The organism is Nocardia tengchongensis, assembly GCF_054781395.1.
In genome coordinates this window covers 380654-396906 of sequence record NZ_BAAGUM010000015.1, presented here as the reverse complement: position 1 = coordinate 396906, position 16253 = coordinate 380654, and the positions used below count along the sequence as shown (strand labels likewise).

The following is a 16253-nucleotide window of genomic DNA, read 5'->3' as shown; positions in this document are numbered from 1 at the left end:
TCAGTCCTCGGGCTCGTCGTCGTCGGTTCCGGCGGTGGTGGCGCCGAAGATGTCGCCGCGTTTGTAGCCGTTGGTGCGCACGCACATGTGCCCGGCCGTGGACAGCGGTTCCCCGCACAGCGGGCACGGCGGGCGTCCCGCCGCGATCACCCGGGCCGAGCGCAACGCGAATTCGCGGGCCTGGATCGGGGTCAGGAACACCCGGACCGCGTCGGGGCCCTCCTCGGTGTCGTCGAGCACCACCGATTCGTCGACCTCGGTCTCGGTGATCGCCAACAGCTCCACCACCACCGCGCCCGCGTCGGCATCCCAGCCCAAACCCATGGTGCCGACCCGGAATTCGGCGTCGATCGGCGTCACCAGCGGCGCGGTGTCGGCCACGTCGGCGGCCTGCGGGGGCACCGCGGTTCCGAACCGCCGTTGCACCTCGTCGAGCAGCAGACCCATCCGATCGGCCAGCACCTTCACCTGCTGCTTCTCGAGCAGCACGCTGATCACCCGCGGCTCCTGCACGGCCTGCAGGTAGAACGCGCGGTCGCCCGGCTCGCCGACGGTGCCGGCGACGAAACGATCGGGGGTGCGGAAGATATGGATTGCCCGGCCCATTGCACCTCCATTCGGTTCACTCACACTGATGAATCGGGGCGTTCGCCAGCCCCATTATCCGTACTGTCGGTGGTACCCGTTTCTCCGCCGGGAACCGGCCCCGAGCGCGATTCGCCGCCTGTTCGCGGTGAAATCGCCGCCAACCCGGACAGATCAGGCCCGGTGTCATTGAGCCGCCACACATAGGGGGCGGTCGGGGTGTAGCGGACCACGCTCACCGACGCCGGTTCCACCACGATCCGCTGGAAGCCGTCGAGGTGCAGACCGAAGGCGTCGGCCAGCACCGACTTGATGACATCGCCGTGCGTGCACGCAATCCACAACACATCGCTACCATGGCGGGCCGCGAACTGCCGATCCCGTTCGCGCACAGCGGACACGGCCCGGAACTGCACCTCGGCCAAAGACTCGCCCGAGGGGAAGCGCGCGGCCGAGGCGTGGCGCTGCACGACCTTCCACAACGGTTCGGTGACCAGGTCGGCGAGCGCTTTGCCGGTCCAGTCGCCGTAGTCGACTTCCAGCAGTCGCTCGTCGGGTTCGGCTTCCAGGCCCAGTTTGTCGGCCAAGGGGGCGACGGTGCGCTGGCAACGCAGCAGCGGCGAGCACACGATGTGCTCGATGGGCAGCGATCCCAGCCGTTCCACCAGGCCCCGGGCCTGCTCGCGGCCGTGGTCGGTCAGATCGACGCCGGCGCTGCGCCCGGCCAGGGTGCGGGCAGTGTTCGACGTGGACACGCCGTGCCGCAACAGGATCACCGTCACCGGGACAGCCTACCGACTAGGTCGCCGACACGACGCCGGTCGCGAGCAGCGCCATCACCGTCAAGCCCAGCACGATGCGGTAGCCCACGAACCAGTCCAGCGAATGCCGGGTCACGAACTTGAGCAGCCACGCCACCGAGGCGTAACCGACCACGAACGACAGCACGGTCGCCACCAGCAGCTGCGGGCCCGACGCATTGAGTCCCTCACCAGCGGGTTCGAAGGCGTCGGGCAGGCTGAACAGGCCCGAGGCCAGCACCGCGGGGATGGCCAGCAGGAACGAGAACCGCACCGCCGCCTCACGAGTGAGCCCGACGAACAGCCCGGCCGAACTCGTCGCACCCGAACGCGACACGCCCGGGATCAGCGCCAGGCACTGGGCCAGGCCCATGATCAGCCCGTCGCGGGTGGTCAGCAGCTCGATGGGGCGGCGCCGACGTCCGTAGGCCTTGCCCGAGTAGTACTCCGCCGCCGCGATCACCAGCGCGAACACGATCAGCATGATCGAGATCAGCCACAGATTCCGTGCGCCGGTACGGATCTGGTCCTTGAACAGCAATCCCAGCACCCCGATCGGGATGGTGGCGATGATCACATACCAGCCGATCCGGTAGTCGAGCTCGCGCTGCACCTCGGGGTCGGGGCCGTAGGCGAAATTGCCGTCCTCACCCAGCACCGGCAGCTGCGTGGTCGCGCGCTCGTGCAACGGCACCGAATCCCGTTGCGGCGCTGCCACCTTCAGCCACATGGTGGTGCACCACGCGGTGAGGATGCGCCAGATGTCCTTGGCGAAATACACCAGCACCGCGGCCTCGGTGCCCAGCTGGGTGACCGCGGTGAACGACGCGCCCGCGTCGTCGCCGAAGAACACCGCCGAGGTGATGCGCAGGTGCGCCGAGGAAGAGATCGGCAGAAATTCCGTCAGCCCCTGCACCAAGCCCAGCACCAGCGCCTGCACCCACGTCATCGACTCGCCCACGCACCCTCCAATCCCGAATTATCGGCTCCCGGTGGGGATTTCGCCGCGCCCCGGGCTGCCACCAGCGCGGCGCAGGCGCGCCGCAAGTTCGCAGCGACCCTACCGGGCCGGTGTCCGAATCCGGATACGCACGCAGGAATTGGGCCGGCGGCGCGCTCGCCGCGGGCCGTAGCCGGGTACAGGCCTCCGGTGCGCCTAGGCTGACGCGTGTGACGAAAGGGCAAGCGCGGTGATGCAACAACGGACGGTCGGCCGCAGCGGACTGCGGGTCTCGAGGCTCGGGCTGGCCACCCACACCTGGGGCCGCGAAACCGACGCCGAGGACGCCACGGCCCAGCTGATGGCGTTCGTGGAAGCCGGCGGCAACCTGGTCGACACCTCCCCGGCCTACGGTGACGGCGCCGCCCAGCACATCCTGGGCGAGTTGATCTCCGAGATCGGGCGCGAGGACCTGGTGCTGTCCGGAAGTGCCGGATACACACCGATACTCAGCGACGCCGCCGCCGAAGCGCCCGCCGCGGTGCGCTGGACCGTGGACGCCTCCCGGCGCACCATGCGCCGCCAGCTCGACCACACCCTCACCCAGCTCGGCACCGACCACCTCGACCTGTGGACCGTCGCCGCCTGGGACCCGCACACCCCGCTCGAGGAGATCGCCGACACCCTGGCCTGGGCGGTGCGCTCGGGCCGGGTGCGGTATGCGGGAGCGCGCGGCTACGACGGGTGGCAGCTGGCGACCCTGGCCACCGCCGCGCCCCTGACCGCCGCCCAGACCCCGTACTCGTTGCTGGCGCGCGGTGTGGAACACGAATTCGTGCCCGCCGCACAGCATCACGGCATCGGCGTGATCGCCACCGCGCCGCTGGCCGGGGGCATCCTCACCGGCAAATACCGGGACGGGGTGCCCGCGGACTCGCGCGGCGCCGACGAGTCGACCGCCGCGGAGATCACCGCCCATCTCGACGACCGCGCGGTGCGGGTGGTCGATGCGGTCGTCACCGCCGCCGACGGGCTGGGCACCTCGCCGCTGGCGGTGGCGCTGGCCTGGATCCGCGATCAGCCCGCGGTGGCGTCGATGCTGGTCGGGGCCCGCGACATCGGGCAGCTCACCGGCATCCTGGCCGCCGAGACCCTGGAACTGCCGCGCGCGATCGCCGCGGCCCTGGGAGACGTGAGCGCACGCACAGAATGAGCCAGGCTAGCCTTGCCTGCATGAGGTGTCTCGTGAGTGCCCGCACCGTCGCCCGCACGGTGCTGATCCTGCTGCTCGGCGCCGGCCTCGTCGCCGGTGTCACCGCCTGCGGCTCGGGCACCACGAACACCGGCGGACGCGGACCGGTCACCGCCGAGATCGGCAACCTCGATCCCGTTGTGCTGGGCCCCGAACCGGCGCCCACCCTGCCGGTCACCGTCACCTCCTTCGACGGCACCCAGGTCACCGTCACCGACACCAGCCGCATCATCGCCGCCGACCGCTACGGCACCCTCGCCCAGACCGTCGTCGCGCTCGGGCTGGGCTCGAAACTGGTGGGCCGCTCCAACTCCGCGGCCTTCCCCGCCGTGCACGAACTGCCCACCGTCTCCAGCGGCAGCGGCACCCTGAGCGTGGAAGCCGTTGCGGCGCTGCGGCCCACGGTGTTCCTCACCGACACCACCACCGTCACCCCCGCGCTGCGCGACCAGCTGCGCGCACTGGGCATCACCGTGGTCTACTTCGACTCCCAGCGCACCATGGACGGCGTCGTCCCCCAGATCGAGGCCGTCGCCACCGCCCTGGGCGTCCCCGCCGCCGGCCAGGCCCTCGGGCAACGCACCGCCGCCGAGATCGCCGCCGCCACCGCCTCGGTGCCGCACCAGGACGCCAAACCCAAGATCGCGTTCCTGTACCTGCGCAGCGCCGCCATCACCATGATCGCCGGCCCCGGCTCGGGCGCGGACTCGCTGATCACCGCCATCGGCGGCATCGACGCCGGCACCGCCTCGGGCCTGACCAAGGACTTCCTGCCCATCACCAGCGAAGCCATGATCGCCGCCGCCCCCGAGGTGCTGCTGCTGATGAGCGACGGCCTGGCCTCCGTCGGTGGCGTCGACGGCCTCGAGAAGGTCCCCGGCATCGCCCAGACCCCCGCCGGACGCGACCGCCGCGTGGTGGACATGTCCGACGCCGTGCTGCTGTCCTTCGGCCCCAACACCGGCCGCGTCCTGACGGCCCTCGTGAAGGCCGTCTACGGCCCGACCACCGCATGAGCGAGCCGCTAGACCCGGCCGGACAGCTTGGCCCGCACCCGGATTCACCCGGCACCGGGCGGCCGCCGGGCACGCACGACGCCGGCGACGCGGGTGCCTCGGCGACGGGCGCTGCCGCGGCAGCCTCGACCACGAGCGGGGCGGCGACAGCCCCGGCCACCGAGGACCAGGACTCCACCGGGGCAGGCGACCAGCCGAGCTCCCTGGGCAGCGGCGGCCACGCGGAATCCGACCCCGACGTCACCGGGCGTCCGCGCGCCGCGCGCCGACGCTGGTCGCGCACCACGCTGATCTTCGCGGGCGCGCTGACCGGACTGGTGGTGCTGGCGTTGATCTCGGCGGCCATCGGTCAGGTGCCGACCAGCCCCGCCGAGGTGGCGGGCGCGTTCCTGCACCGGTTCGGGCTGGACTGGGGGCCGATGCCCGCCCACCCGGCCGGATACGTGACCCTGTGGGAGGTGCGGTTCCCGCGCGTGGTGCTGGGCATGCTCGTCGGAGCCGCGCTGGCCACCGCCGGCGCCCTGCTGCAAGGCGTGTTCGCCAACCCGCTCGCCGAACCGGGCGTGATCGGTGTGTCCGCGGGTGCGGCCGTCGGGGCGGGCGCGGTCATCGTCGCCGGTGGCGCGTTCGCGGCCGCCTGGTCGGTGGCAGCCGGTGCGTTCGTGGCCGGGCTCGGGACCACGCTGCTGGTGTATCTGCTGGCCCGCTCCAACGGGCGCACCGAAGTGGTGACCCTGGTGCTGACCGGTGTGGCCATCAATGCCTTTGCCGGCGGCCTGATTTCGTTCCTGCTGTTCTCCGCCTCCCCGGCCGCGCGCGATCAGATCGTGTTCTGGCAGATGGGCAGTCTCAACGGCGCCACCTGGCAGTCGGTCAACGTGGTGTGGCCGTTGACGCTGATCGGATTGGCGGCCGCGATCTGGATGGCCCCGCGCCTGGACCTGCTCGCCCTGGGCGAGTCCGCGGCCCGGCACCTGGGTGTGGACGTGGAACGGTTGCGCCGCAACGTGATCGTGGTGGTCGCGGTGCTGGCCACCGCCGGGGTCGCGTTCACCGGCATCATCCTGTTCGTCGGGTTGATCGTGCCGCATCTGGTGCGCATGCTGGTCGGGCCCGGGCATCGCGTGCTGATCCCGCTCTCGGCGATCGTCGGCGCGGTGGTGCTGGTGGCCGCCGACATCGGCGCGCGCGCCCTGGTCCACAACGCGGACCTGCCATTGGGCATGATCACCTCACTGGTCGGCGGGCCGTTCTTCTTCTGGCTGCTGCGCCGCACCCGCTCACGATCGGGAGGCTGGGCATGAGCGGCCTACGCGAGCTGACAACGATCTTCGGGCGCACGCCCGCCCTGCCCGAGCCGCCCGAACCGGGCACCGCGACCCTGCGCGCCCGCGGCGTCAGCGCCAAACGCGGCGACCGCACCGTCCTCAACGGCATCGACTTCGAGGTCGTCGCCGGGCAGATCGTGGCCCTGGTCGGCCCCAACGGCGCCGGCAAATCCACCTTGCTGGCCGCGCTGGCCGGGGAACTCGAACTCAGTGGCGGCAGCGTCGAACTCGACGGGCACGCCCTGACCCACTGGACTCACCTCGACATGGCGCGGCGACGCGCGGTGCTGCCGCAGTCGCACACCGTCGGATTCCCGTTCAGCGCGCGCGAGGTGGTCGCCATGGGCCGCTCCCCGTGGGCGCGTACCCCCCGCCAGCTCCACGACGACAAGGCCATCGCCGACGCCATGGCAGCCACCGACGTCGAACGCTTTGCCGCGCGCCCCTTCCCGGCCCTGTCCGGCGGTGAACGCGCCCGCGTCGCCCTGGCCCGTGTACTGGCCCAGGACACCGCGACCCTGCTGCTCGACGAGCCCACCGCCGCACTCGATCTCGGCCACCAGGAGCAGGTGCTGCATCTGGCGCGCGAACGGGCCACCGCGGGCACGGCCGTGGTGGTCGTGTTGCACGATCTCGGTGTGGCCGCCGCCTACGCCGACCGGGTGGCCGTGCTGGAAGCCGGGCGCATCGCCGCCGACGGCCCGCCCCGGCAGATCCTCACCCCCGAGCTGCTCACCCGCGTCTACCAGCATCCGGTCGACGTGTTCGATCATCCGGTGACCGGCGCGCAACTGGTGTTGCCCGTACGCGGCTGAACAACCCGCGATGGGGTCAGAGCTGCTGCTGACCCCACACCAGGCGCAGCGCGCCGTTGACGAACCACACCGCGAACATCGCCACCCCCGCGACCGGCGTCCACGCCAGCCCCAGCAGCACCGCCGCCACACCGAACCAGGCGACCTCCAAGGCGACCCGCCGCCACCCGGTTTGCGGGTATCGCGGATCCTTGGCCGCCCCGAACAGCGCCCACACCACGATGAACACCGCCGGGGCCGCCAGCCCCGCCACGATGCGCACCGCGATCGGCGCGGACACGGTGAACCCCCACCAGGCCGCCGCGCCGAGCACGCATAGTTCCAGCAGGAACATCACCAACAGGTTCGCGCCTTTGAGCACGCTCATCGCCAGACCAACTTCAATACCGCAGGAGTCAACAGCATGCGAATCACGGTGGCGTCCAACACCAATGCCGCGATCATGCCGTAGGCAATGTATTTCATCAGCACCAGATCCGAGAACCCGAACGCTCCGGTCACCACGATCAGGATCGCCGCCGCCGAGGTGATCACCCCACCGGTGTGGGCGATGCCGTAGCGGATCGCCTCGGGCGCATCGGCTCCCGCGGCGCGGGCCTCGGCCATGCGGGACTGCAGGAACACCTCGTAATCGGTCGAGAGCCCGAACAGCACCGTCACGATCAACACCAGCACCGCGAACATCAGCGGGCCAGGCGTGAAATTGAACAACCCCGCCCCGTGACCCTCAACGAAGATCCAGGTCAGCACGCCCAGGGTCGCGCCCAGACTGAGCGCGCTCATCACCACCGCCTTGATCGCCAGCACCAGCGACCGGAACGCCGCGTACATCAACGCGATCGCCGCCGCCACCAGGATCAGCACCAGCAGCGGCAGGCCCTTGATCAAGCCCTGGATGCTGTCGCGTTCGAGGGCGGGCACCCCGGCCACCATCACCTGCACGCCGTCGGGTTGCGGGATCGAGCGCAGCGCGGCCATCACGGTGTCGGCGTCGCGTTTGTCGACCAGGCCGGAGGCCAGCACCGTCACCTGATCCTTGGTCGGTGCGGCCGGATCGAACGGTCCGGTCATCTGCGGCCCGACCAACTGGTTGGCTTCGAAGCGGATGTCGGACAGCTGCTGCGGATTCGCGCCCACCACCACCAGTTTCAGCGGTTCGGTGCGGAAATGCGGGAACAGCCGGTCGAAGTCCTGCTGCGCCACCCGCGCCGAATTGTCGGCCGCCAGATACCGTTCGCTGAGTCCGCCGAACTCGATGTGGCGGAACGGCAGGATCAACGCCAGCAGCATCAACACCACCGGCACGATCACCAGCCACGGCTTGCGCATCGCGAAAACCGCCAGCCGCGAGAAGAATCCGCGATCGATCTGCTCGGCGGTGCGGATACTGGCCAGCCGATGCCAGCCCCACAGATCGATGCGCGGGCCCACGATCGACAACACCGCCGGCAGCGCCGTCACCGACAGCACCGCCGCCAGCAGCACCGAGGAGATACCGCCCAGCGGCACCGACCGCAGCACCCCGTTCGGGTAGATGAACAACGCGCCCAGGCTGACCGCGATGATCGCCGCCGAGAACAACACCGTGCGCCCGGCCGTGGCGATGGTGCGCGCGGTCGCCTCCTCGACGCTGCGCCCCGCGGCCAGCTCCTCCCGGAACCGGGTCACCGCGAACAGCCCGTAGTCGATGGCCAGCCCGAGGCTCACCAAGGTGACCACCGCCGAGGCGAACACGTTGACCTGCAGATGGTTGGTGAGCAGCCGCATGATGCCCTGACTGCCCAGAATCGTCATGCCGCCGATGAGCACCGGCAGCAGCGCCCCCACCACACCGCCGAACACGAAATACAGCAGGATCGCCACCAGCGGCAGCGCGATCAGCTCCGCGCGTTCGATATCGCGCTGCATCCCGGTGTTGATGCCTTCGACCACCGGCTGCAATCCGGCCAGCTGCACGGTGGTGCCGCCCGGCCCGGAACCGGCTGTCCCGGCATGGAATTCGTTCTCGAGGGCCAGGTAGTTGTCGACGGTGTCGGTGCCGCCGTCGCCGCGCAATCCGATGCTGGCGAAGGCGTGGGTGCGCGACGGGTCGGCGAACTGTCCCATCAGGGCGCCGTCCCAATACGAGTCGATCTTGAGGATGCGGTCGGGGTGCTCGGTGCGCAACCGGGTCAACTCCGCGGCCACCGCGCTGCGCACCGGCTCGTCGTCGACGGTCATCCCCGCCGGGGCGGTGTAGATGGCGATCAGGTCGGCGTCGGTGTCACGTCCGAAGGTGGAGTCGGCCAGTTTCGATGCCGCGACCGACTGGCTGGATTCGTCGAACCAGCCCTCCTGGGTCAGGTGATCGCCCAGGTCGCGTCCGTAGAACCCCGACACCAGCACCACCAGCCCGAACGCGGCGAACACCACGAACCGGAAGCGGTGGATCAGACGCCCCCACCGCAGGGATCCGGCTTCGAGCATCAGCCGCAGGCCGCGGTCTTGTAGTCGGCCGAGCGCAGAATCCCGCACAGGTCGGTGCGCGAGATCTTCCAGTGCCCGTCCTTGGCGACGAAGTGCACGACCGTGGTGCGCACGTTGCTGCCGGTGCCGTCCTTGTCCAGGCTCAGGGTCGCCGTCAGCGTCCCGTCGTGATTGTCGAACACCGGGTCCTTGACCCCGTACACCGCGCGCGGGTTGTCCTTCAACGCCTTGTACATGTCGGGGATCGCGTCCTTGAACGCGTCGCCGTCCTCGATCAACGCGGTGCGTTCACTGTCGGGCAGATTCGGATCCAGCGCGCTCTTGATCTGCGCGTCCAGTTGCGCCGCGGTCGGGATCGCGGGCCGCGCGGCGCTGGTCTGCGCGGCCGCGGCCTGCGAGGACGAACTCAGCGCCGCGTACGCCGAGGACCGCGCCTGCGCCACCTTCGACTCGTCGTCGGAGCCGCCGCAGGCGGCGATCGACGCGCCGAGCACGGTCGACAAGAGCAAGATGGCGGCCGGTCGTCGAAGTCGCATCAACATCCTCGTGAGCTCGAACTGCGGTTGTGTGCCGTTAGTTTGGCACGTGCCCGGGCCGAGAGTGATCTCTGTGTCACAGACACTCGCGCGGGCGGATATCTCCCGGTTCTGAAAAAACACCGTCCGGTCGGTGTTGTTTCGAGGAGAATCAAGGGCGCTCCATCCCAGATCCAGCACGGCTCGATATGAGGAGGTAGCTCTGGTGACCAAGGCAAAAGACATCATGAAACCCGGCGCACAGTGGATATCGCAGGACGAGACCGTCGCCGACGCGGCCCGCATCATGGACGAACTCGATGTGGGATCAGTGATCGTCGCCGATCCGAACGAGCGGATGGTCGGCATCATCACCGACCGCGACATCGCGGTGAAATGCGTCGCACAGGGGCGCGATCCCGGCGCCACGCGGGCGCTGGAACTGTGCGAGGCCACCCCGCGCTGGGTGGCCGCCAACGCGGACATCAGCGAGGTGCTCGACTCGATGGGGAGCTACCGGATCAAACGCATGCCGGTGATCGACGCCAAGAAGCGGATGGTCGGGATGATCAGTGAGGCCGACCTCGCCCAGCACCTCGATCAGAAGGAGCTCAGCGAGTTCGTCACGGCCATCTACGGAAGGCCCTGATCAGCAAGGTTTTACCAGTCACCGCCCGTCGATGACCGCGCCCAACCGGCCCAGGAGCGCGCGCACCGTGGTGGCCTCGCGCGGCTGAGCCGCGGGCACGACCGTCGCCTGCGGGATCAGGTCCCGCACGAGTGCCACCACGCTGCGTTCGTCATCGAGGTCGATGTCGGTGACCGGGGCCACCGCGACCGCCTCGACATCCTCGGGCGCGGGCACCGCGGTCGTGACACCGGGGCGGTAGATCTCCACCGTGAGCGTGGAACGGTGGGTGCGGAACGCGAAGCTACGCCCGTCGGCGGTGACACCGAAGCCGTGCGCGTAGCGCCCGACGGTGACGTCCTCGACGGTGAACCCCGAAGTCTGGTCGGCAACCAACAGATCTCCCTGATACAGACCGCTTTTGCTCTCCACGGTAACCGCTCGCCCCGACACCGCCCCCGAATCACCATGTCACATCATGCATATCGGCACGCGATGCAACGATCGGCGATCGCGCCACACCGCCGCGCGGACCCCCGGTCGCACCGCCGGGCAAGGGACCATGGTCAGATTGGAGTGCACGCATACTTTCGTCGGTCAGTTCGGTCAGTTCGGTCAGTTAAGGAGTTCGCTGCATGCGCCGTCGCGGTTGGATCCGGTCGGCCCTCGTGGGGGTGACAGCGGTGACCTTGCTGACCGCGTGTTCGGGCCAGCCGGACAACGCGAGCAACGCCACCCGGGAACCGGCCGCCCCGGCCGTCGCTCCCAGCGCCGCGGCCACTCCCGCCGGTGAGGTGAGCGCCAGCGCGCCGATCTCGCTGCTGCTCGACGAACCGACCACCGGCGTCCTGGCCGCGGTCGTGGACTCCGGCGCCACGCTGCATCTCATCGACAAGGGCGTCACCCGCTCGGTCGCGCTGCCCGGCAAGGCGGCCGCCCTGGTCGCGGGCAAGCCCGGTGAGGTGCTGATCGCGGTGCCCGGCAAGATCGTTCGCGTCGATGTCGCCAGTGGCGCGCTCACCACCGTGTCCGTCGAGGGTGATCTGCATTCGGTGGCGGTGAACACCGACGGCTCGCTGGTGGCGGGCCTGGCCGACGGCCGGGTGCTGCTGCTGGACGCGGACGGTGCTGTGCGCCACACCATTACGGGACTGTCGGCCGCCGACGCCATCGATGCCCGTGACGGCTCGGTCGTGGTGCTCGACCGCCGCCAGTCCGCAATCGTGCAACTCGACGGCACCGCCAAGCTCGGTCTGGCCCTGCGGGCCGGTGACGGGGCGGCCATGATGATCGGCGACCACTTCGGCCGGCGCCTGGTCACCGACACCGACGGCGCCGAACTGCTGGTCTACACCGCCGATCCGTTGGTCTTGCACCAGCGTTTCCCGGTAGGCTCTTCGCCCTACGCACTCGCCTACGATCAGCGGTCCGAGACCGTGTGGGTGACGCTGACTGGCAGTAACGAAGTCGTCGGTTACGAGCTGTCGACGGGTATACCGGTAGAGGTGGGGCGCTACCCGACGGTGCGCCAGCCCAACTCGGCGACCGTCGATGCCCGCACCGGTGACCTGTTCGTGGGATCCGCGACCGGTGACGGTCTGCAGCGGATCGGCGCGGACCAGCGGAAGAGAGGGCAGTGATGGCTCGGGCCTCACGATCGGCGCACCAATCGCGCACATTACCGGAAGGCTGGGAGGAATCCAGCGACGAATGGGAGTACGTGCCCCTGCGGCTGCCGCCCGGCATCACCAGGGTCACCGCCACCATGCGACTGTCCATTCACGCCGAATTCGGTGGCTGGGAACTCTCGCGAGTGCGCGCCTACACCGACGGCAGCCGCCGCGTGTTACTGCGCCGCCGCAAGACCACTCCCCTGCTATCCCCGACACCCGAGGCGGTGATGTAACCCCCTATGTATGAGCGCCTGTACGCCCTCCTGCTGAAGACGATGTTCCTGCTCCAGCCGGAACGCATCCACCATCTGGCTTTCGCCGCGATGCGGCTGGCGACCCGGTTCACCCCGGGCCGCAAGCTCACCGGTGCGCTGCTGGTGGCCGACGATCCGATCCTGCGCACCCGCGTGTTCGGCGTGGATTTCCCCGCGCCGCTGGGTCTGGCCGCCGGCTTCGACAAGAACGCCGACGGCGTCGACGCGTGGGGCCCGCTGGGTTTCGGTTACGCCGAGATCGGCACCGTCACCGCCCAGGCTCAGCCCGGCAATCCCGCGCCGCGGCTGTTCCGCCTGCCCGCGGACCGGGCGCTCATCAACCGTATGGGGTTCAACAACTTCGGTGCCGCCGCGGCCGCCGAGCATCTGGCGAACCGCCTGCCCGGCGGCGTGCCGATCGGCGCGAACATCGGCAAGACCAAGGTCGTCGAGCCCGAGGACGCGGCCACCGATTACGCGATCTCGGCGAAACTGCTGGGCCCGCTGGCCGATTTCATGGTCGTCAACGTCAGCTCCCCCAACACCCCCGGTCTGCGTGACCTGCAAGCGGTCACCTCGCTGCGCCCGATCCTGCAGGCGGTCCTCGACACCGTCACCGTCCCGGTCCTGGTGAAGATCGCCCCCGACCTGTCCGACGAGGACATCGACGCCGTCGCCGACCTCGCCGTCGAACTGGGCCTGGCCGGCATCGTCGCCACCAACACCACCATCCGCCGCGACGGCCTGGCCACTCCGGCCGCCGAGGTGGAACCCATTGGCGCGGGCGGCCTCTCGGGCGCCCCGGTCGCCGACCGCTCCCTCGAGGTCCTGCGCCGCCTCTACGCCCGAGTCGGCGACAAACTGGCCCTGATCTCCGTCGGCGGCATCGAAACCGCCGACCAGGCCTGGACCCGCATCCTCGCCGGAGCCTCCCTGCTGCAGGGCTACACCGGCTTCATCTACGGCGGCCCCCTGTGGCCCAAGCACATCCACCAGGGCCTGGCCGCCAAGCTCCGCGAACACGGCTACACCAACCTGTCCGAGGCCGTCGGCGCCGAACACCGCTCGCAGGCCTGACTCCGGTTCACCGGCAACAGGGTCCGGTCATCGCCACCGGTGCTGTGACCGCGCGCCCGACCCGGCGCCGTGACCGACGGCGGCACCCCTACCCCAGACCGACAGTGCCGCCGTCGGCGCATCGCTTCCCTGCTCGGACCACTCCTCCCGGTGCAGGCGTTCGGCCAGTCGTTGCGCCAGCAGGATCACCGCGCGTTCGACCCCGATACCCAGCCGGGTGGCCAGGTCCGCGGCCCACAGCTGCGCAGCCTCGTCGTAGACGACGGCAGGGTCGGAGAGCACCTCGTCCAGTTCCATTCCGGCGTGGGCCTGCTCGTGGGTGAGGTGGTGGGCGGGCAGCCAGCTCAGCCGCCACACCGCCTGCCCGCGCCGGTACTCCCGCAGCGCGTATTCGGGGCTGATGTCGCTGGTCATCGCCCGCGTCGTGATGTCGATCGTCACAAGGACCTCCCTGGGCCGTCGGTGTGCGTCGCGGGATCGCCGCGCGCGCACCGTGTTTCGCCCGCCGCCGCTGATCGCCGCACCGGGACCTGCCATCCCCTCATCGAATGCTCATTTCGCACCGCGGCTTCCGGCCACTCTCATGCCGAGCGCCGCCGCATCAGCAGGAACACCGCCTGCTCCACCGGGATCCCCACCTCGCCCGCCGCGCTGATCATGCGCCCCTGCGCGGCTTCGTGTCGCGGATACGGGTCGGCCGCGACGATCTCCGCCGGCACCATAGCCGCCAGCGCTTGCGCCCGGGTCAGGAGCCGATCCGGCAGCCAACTGCACCGCCACGCCAGCATCCACCGATCCGCGACCCGCACCGCGTTCTCATCGGTCCGGTCACTGGTCATCGACCAGTCATCGGTCGCGTAGATGGTCATAACTCCCCCCTCTCACGCCGCCGTGCCCGCAAGGTGTCACTGGCGTCATCGAGATCGATGCCCAGTTCCCCGCCGATGTCCCGAGCCCGCTGCCACGCCGGATCGGCGGGAATCGGTGCGCTGCGCAGGATCTCGGTGAGTTCCATTGCCAGCAGCGCCTGTTCGCGTGTCAGCAGCGGCGACCTGCGCCAACTGAGCCGCCACGCGGGTTCCGGGCGGCGCGGCAGCCGTTCGGCGCACTCGCCAGTGACGCTGCTGGTGATCGAGCTCGCGCTGGGGTAGATCACGATGGCCTCCACTTCATCACCATCGGTGTGTGGCATTCACCAGTGTGTCCGGTATTTTTCCGAACCGCTCTGGCATTTTCCGCTGCCTCCAGAATATTGCCGAAATCGCTGGTCGCTAAACAATTCTCGGCGGTATCCTTAGAGCAAATGGGCAAAGACAGCGCCGAAGCAGGGCTCGCGTCCACCATCGCGATCACCGACCACGCCGCCGACGCGGTGTGCGGAAAGCTGATGCAGGTCAGGAAGAATGCGGGTCTGAGCGAGGGGCTCAACGCCGCGAGCGAGATCGATGCCCGAATTCTGCTGCAGCTCACAGCGGTTCGCCGGTGCGCGTTCGTCGAGGGAATCAAGCCGGAAGCCGCCCTGCCCGAGACGATCCGCCACCTGGCTCGACGGCTGTCGGTCACCGACCGCATCGTCGTCGATGCCGAACTGGCCTTGGGTCTGCTGCAGGGAAACGGACCGCCGGGTGTCGATCTGGCGATGCACTACGGCGCCGTGCTCTCCAAGCGCCGCATCTCGTTGGCGCGGCATTGGCGGACGCTGCACGAGGCCTTCGGCGCGCAGGATGTCCCCGCCGCGCCGTCGGCTCGGGCGGTTCGCGGTGGCAGATACGAGTTGCCCGCTTTCGAGGCGCTCGCGAAACTGCTGACCTCGCTGTCGGATCCGTACGACGGTGCGCCGAGCGCGATCGCCATCATCGGCGACGCCGTCATCGATCACATACTCGAAGTCGAGCACTTCCCGCAGCCGGGAACCTCGATGTGGGGCGAAGATTCCGGCAGCCGCCCGGGTGGCAAGGGCCTGAATCGGGCTGTCGCGCTGGCTCGTCTCGAGCTCGATGCCCGACTGCTCGCGGCCATCGGCGACGACGGTGAGGGCCGAGAGATTCTCGACTATCTGACCCGCGAGAAGGTCGATACCAGTCTGATCAAGGTCGAACCGAGAATGCGGACGCCGGTGACGACCGTGGTGACCCCGGCCGATGGCGACTACTCGTCGATCGCGATCACGAAGGGGCGGACTCGGCTGACCGTCTCCGACCTCGATCTCGCGCCGATCCGGCACGCGATCACCGGTGCGGCGGCGGTGGTTCTGACTTTCGAGCAAACCGACAAGGTGATCGAGAAGGTGCTGGAAATTGTTGGCGTGGTGAAGGGTTCGTCGCCGGGCCCCGGGTCGCCATGGGTGATCGTGAATGTCAGTCCGCCGCGTCCGCTCACGCCGTACATGCGTGAGCACTTGTCGGGCATCGACTACCTGGTCGGGTCCTCCGACGATCTGGAGAAGCTGCGCCCCGATCTGCCCGGCGATGCGGTCGCCGAGGCCCTGGTGAACGACGGGGTCGGCACCGTCTGCCAGATCGACCGATCGCAGTGCATCGTCCACCGCAGGGGTCTCGATGCCATCGAGGTCGATCGATTCGGTACCTCGGTCTCGAATGTCGCCGGCGCTGCCTCGGCATTCTCCTCGGCCTTGACCAGCAAACTGGTCAAGCAGGCCCGTCCCGCCGACACCGGCGACTTCGACTGGGCGACCGCGGCGATGGCGACGATGATCCAACGGGCGTCCGGCCGGCATCCGGTCGAGAGTGTTCCTGACGGTATGCCCTTCGAGCCGAGCATCGACGCGATGGTCGGGCGCACGTCGACGCCGTGATTTGCTGGATATACGCGACACACTGGTCCGGTGTGAATGGACACACCAGCGTTGAGCCGGGAGTCGTATTAAGCTTCCCCGCGCCGCAC

Annotated in this window: 19 protein-coding genes; 9 read left to right on the top strand and 10 right to left on the bottom strand. The window is 69.4% G+C overall.

Annotation, left to right across the window (positions count from 1 at the left end; genetic code table 11):
* From ACYVKL_RS28340 to ACYVKL_RS28330, 3 genes are read right to left on the bottom strand one after another with little or no spacing between them, the layout of a single operon-like run.
* Positions 1 to 606, bottom strand: a complete 606-nt coding sequence (locus ACYVKL_RS28340; protein WP_213555405.1) for a DUF3090 domain-containing protein — start codon at positions 604 to 606, stop codon at positions 1 to 3.
* A 20-nt stretch (positions 607 to 626) separates the two neighbouring features.
* The gene (locus ACYVKL_RS28335) at positions 627 to 1367 is read right to left on the bottom strand and encodes a histidine phosphatase family protein (RefSeq protein ID WP_213555404.1); all 741 of its coding nucleotides are present in this window, start codon (positions 1365 to 1367) and stop codon (positions 627 to 629) included.
* Positions 1368 to 1383: 16 nt separating this feature from the next.
* Positions 1384 to 2346 carry an undecaprenyl-diphosphate phosphatase gene (locus ACYVKL_RS28330; protein WP_379166181.1) on the bottom strand — a complete coding sequence of 321 codons (963 nt, stop codon included), beginning with the start codon at positions 2344 to 2346 and terminating at the stop codon, positions 1384 to 1386.
* Between the two features lie 232 nt (positions 2347 to 2578).
* On the opposite strand from ACYVKL_RS28330, the gene ACYVKL_RS28325 reads away from it, so the two are divergent.
* From ACYVKL_RS28325 to ACYVKL_RS28310, 4 genes are read left to right on the top strand one after another with little or no spacing between them, the layout of a single operon-like run.
* On the top strand, positions 2579 to 3538 hold the full coding sequence (locus ACYVKL_RS28325; RefSeq protein ID WP_213561146.1) for an aldo/keto reductase: 960 nt from the start codon (positions 2579 to 2581) through the stop codon (positions 3536 to 3538).
* 20 nt (positions 3539 to 3558) lie between these two features.
* A complete protein-coding gene (locus tag ACYVKL_RS28320; protein WP_379166180.1) occupies positions 3559 to 4593 on the top strand; it encodes a heme/hemin ABC transporter substrate-binding protein in 1035 nt (344 codons plus the stop codon).
* Positions 4590 to 5897, top strand: coding sequence for a FecCD family ABC transporter permease (locus ACYVKL_RS28315; RefSeq protein WP_379166179.1), 1308 nt, complete (start codon positions 4590 to 4592; stop codon positions 5895 to 5897). The genes ACYVKL_RS28320 and ACYVKL_RS28315 overlap by 4 nt, the downstream gene beginning before the upstream one ends.
* Complete coding sequence (locus tag ACYVKL_RS28310) at positions 5894 to 6736, top strand: heme ABC transporter ATP-binding protein (RefSeq protein ID WP_379166178.1); 843 nt, start codon at positions 5894 to 5896, stop codon at positions 6734 to 6736. The genes ACYVKL_RS28315 and ACYVKL_RS28310 overlap by 4 nt, the downstream gene beginning before the upstream one ends.
* Positions 6737 to 6752: 16 nt before the next feature.
* Here the strand turns inward: ACYVKL_RS28310 and ACYVKL_RS28305 are convergent, their stop codons facing one another.
* Genes ACYVKL_RS28305 through ACYVKL_RS28295 form a run of 3 tightly spaced genes read right to left on the bottom strand, consistent with a single transcriptional unit; the run spans position 6753 to position 9738 of the window.
* A complete protein-coding gene (locus ACYVKL_RS28305) occupies positions 6753 to 7103 on the bottom strand; it encodes a YrdB family protein (RefSeq protein ID WP_379166176.1) in 351 nt (116 codons plus the stop codon).
* On the bottom strand, positions 7100 to 9202 hold the full coding sequence (locus ACYVKL_RS28300; protein ID WP_379166175.1) for an MMPL family transporter: 2103 nt from the start codon (positions 9200 to 9202) through the stop codon (positions 7100 to 7102). The genes ACYVKL_RS28305 and ACYVKL_RS28300 overlap by 4 nt, the downstream gene beginning before the upstream one ends.
* Complete coding sequence (locus ACYVKL_RS28295; RefSeq protein ID WP_379166174.1) at positions 9202 to 9738, bottom strand: WKL family lipoprotein; 537 nt, start codon at positions 9736 to 9738, stop codon at positions 9202 to 9204. Before ACYVKL_RS28295 ends, ACYVKL_RS28300 begins: the two co-directional genes overlap by 1 nt.
* Before the next feature lie 205 nt (positions 9739 to 9943).
* Here ACYVKL_RS28295 and ACYVKL_RS28290 point away from each other — a divergent pair, with 205 nt between their 5' ends.
* Positions 9944 to 10366 (top strand): CBS domain-containing protein, encoded by a 423-nt coding sequence (locus ACYVKL_RS28290; RefSeq protein ID WP_357196807.1) that lies wholly within the window; start codon positions 9944 to 9946, stop codon positions 10364 to 10366.
* Positions 10367 to 10384: 18 nt separating this feature from the next.
* Here ACYVKL_RS28290 and ACYVKL_RS28285 read toward each other — a convergent pair whose 3' ends face one another.
* The gene (locus ACYVKL_RS28285) at positions 10385 to 10741 is read right to left on the bottom strand and encodes a hypothetical protein (RefSeq protein WP_213555398.1); all 357 of its coding nucleotides are present in this window, start codon (positions 10739 to 10741) and stop codon (positions 10385 to 10387) included.
* Between the two features lie 239 nt (positions 10742 to 10980).
* On the opposite strand from ACYVKL_RS28285, the gene ACYVKL_RS28280 reads away from it, so the two are divergent.
* Genes ACYVKL_RS28280 through ACYVKL_RS28270 form a run of 3 tightly spaced genes read left to right on the top strand, consistent with a single transcriptional unit; the run spans position 10981 to position 13349 of the window.
* Positions 10981 to 11985, top strand: coding sequence for an NHL repeat-containing protein (locus ACYVKL_RS28280; protein WP_379166172.1), 1005 nt, complete (start codon positions 10981 to 10983; stop codon positions 11983 to 11985).
* On the top strand, positions 11985 to 12251 hold the full coding sequence (locus tag ACYVKL_RS28275) for a DUF5703 family protein (RefSeq protein ID WP_213555396.1): 267 nt from the start codon (positions 11985 to 11987) through the stop codon (positions 12249 to 12251). Before ACYVKL_RS28280 ends, ACYVKL_RS28275 begins: the two co-directional genes overlap by 1 nt.
* Positions 12252 to 12269: 18 nt before the next feature.
* Complete coding sequence (locus tag ACYVKL_RS28270) at positions 12270 to 13349, top strand: quinone-dependent dihydroorotate dehydrogenase (RefSeq protein WP_379166693.1); 1080 nt, start codon at positions 12270 to 12272, stop codon at positions 13347 to 13349.
* A gap of 27 nt (positions 13350 to 13376) precedes the next feature.
* On the opposite strand, the gene ACYVKL_RS28265 is transcribed toward ACYVKL_RS28270, so the two are convergent.
* From ACYVKL_RS28265 to ACYVKL_RS28255, 3 genes are all read right to left on the bottom strand, one after another.
* Complete coding sequence (locus ACYVKL_RS28265; RefSeq protein WP_379166171.1) at positions 13377 to 13790, bottom strand: hypothetical protein; 414 nt, start codon at positions 13788 to 13790, stop codon at positions 13377 to 13379.
* 140 nt (positions 13791 to 13930) lie between these two features.
* Positions 13931 to 14218 carry a hypothetical protein gene (locus ACYVKL_RS28260; protein WP_379166169.1) on the bottom strand — a complete coding sequence of 96 codons (288 nt, stop codon included), beginning with the start codon at positions 14216 to 14218 and terminating at the stop codon, positions 13931 to 13933.
* Positions 14215 to 14541, bottom strand: a complete 327-nt coding sequence (locus ACYVKL_RS28255) for a hypothetical protein (RefSeq protein ID WP_379166168.1) — start codon at positions 14539 to 14541, stop codon at positions 14215 to 14217. The genes ACYVKL_RS28260 and ACYVKL_RS28255 overlap by 4 nt, the downstream gene beginning before the upstream one ends.
* Positions 14542 to 14601: 60 nt before the next feature.
* Between ACYVKL_RS28255 and ACYVKL_RS28250 the strand changes: the two genes are divergently transcribed.
* On the top strand, positions 14602 to 16164 hold the full coding sequence (locus ACYVKL_RS28250; RefSeq protein WP_379166167.1) for a carbohydrate kinase family protein: 1563 nt from the start codon (positions 14602 to 14604) through the stop codon (positions 16162 to 16164).
* The last annotated feature ends 89 nt before the right edge of the window (positions 16165 to 16253 follow it).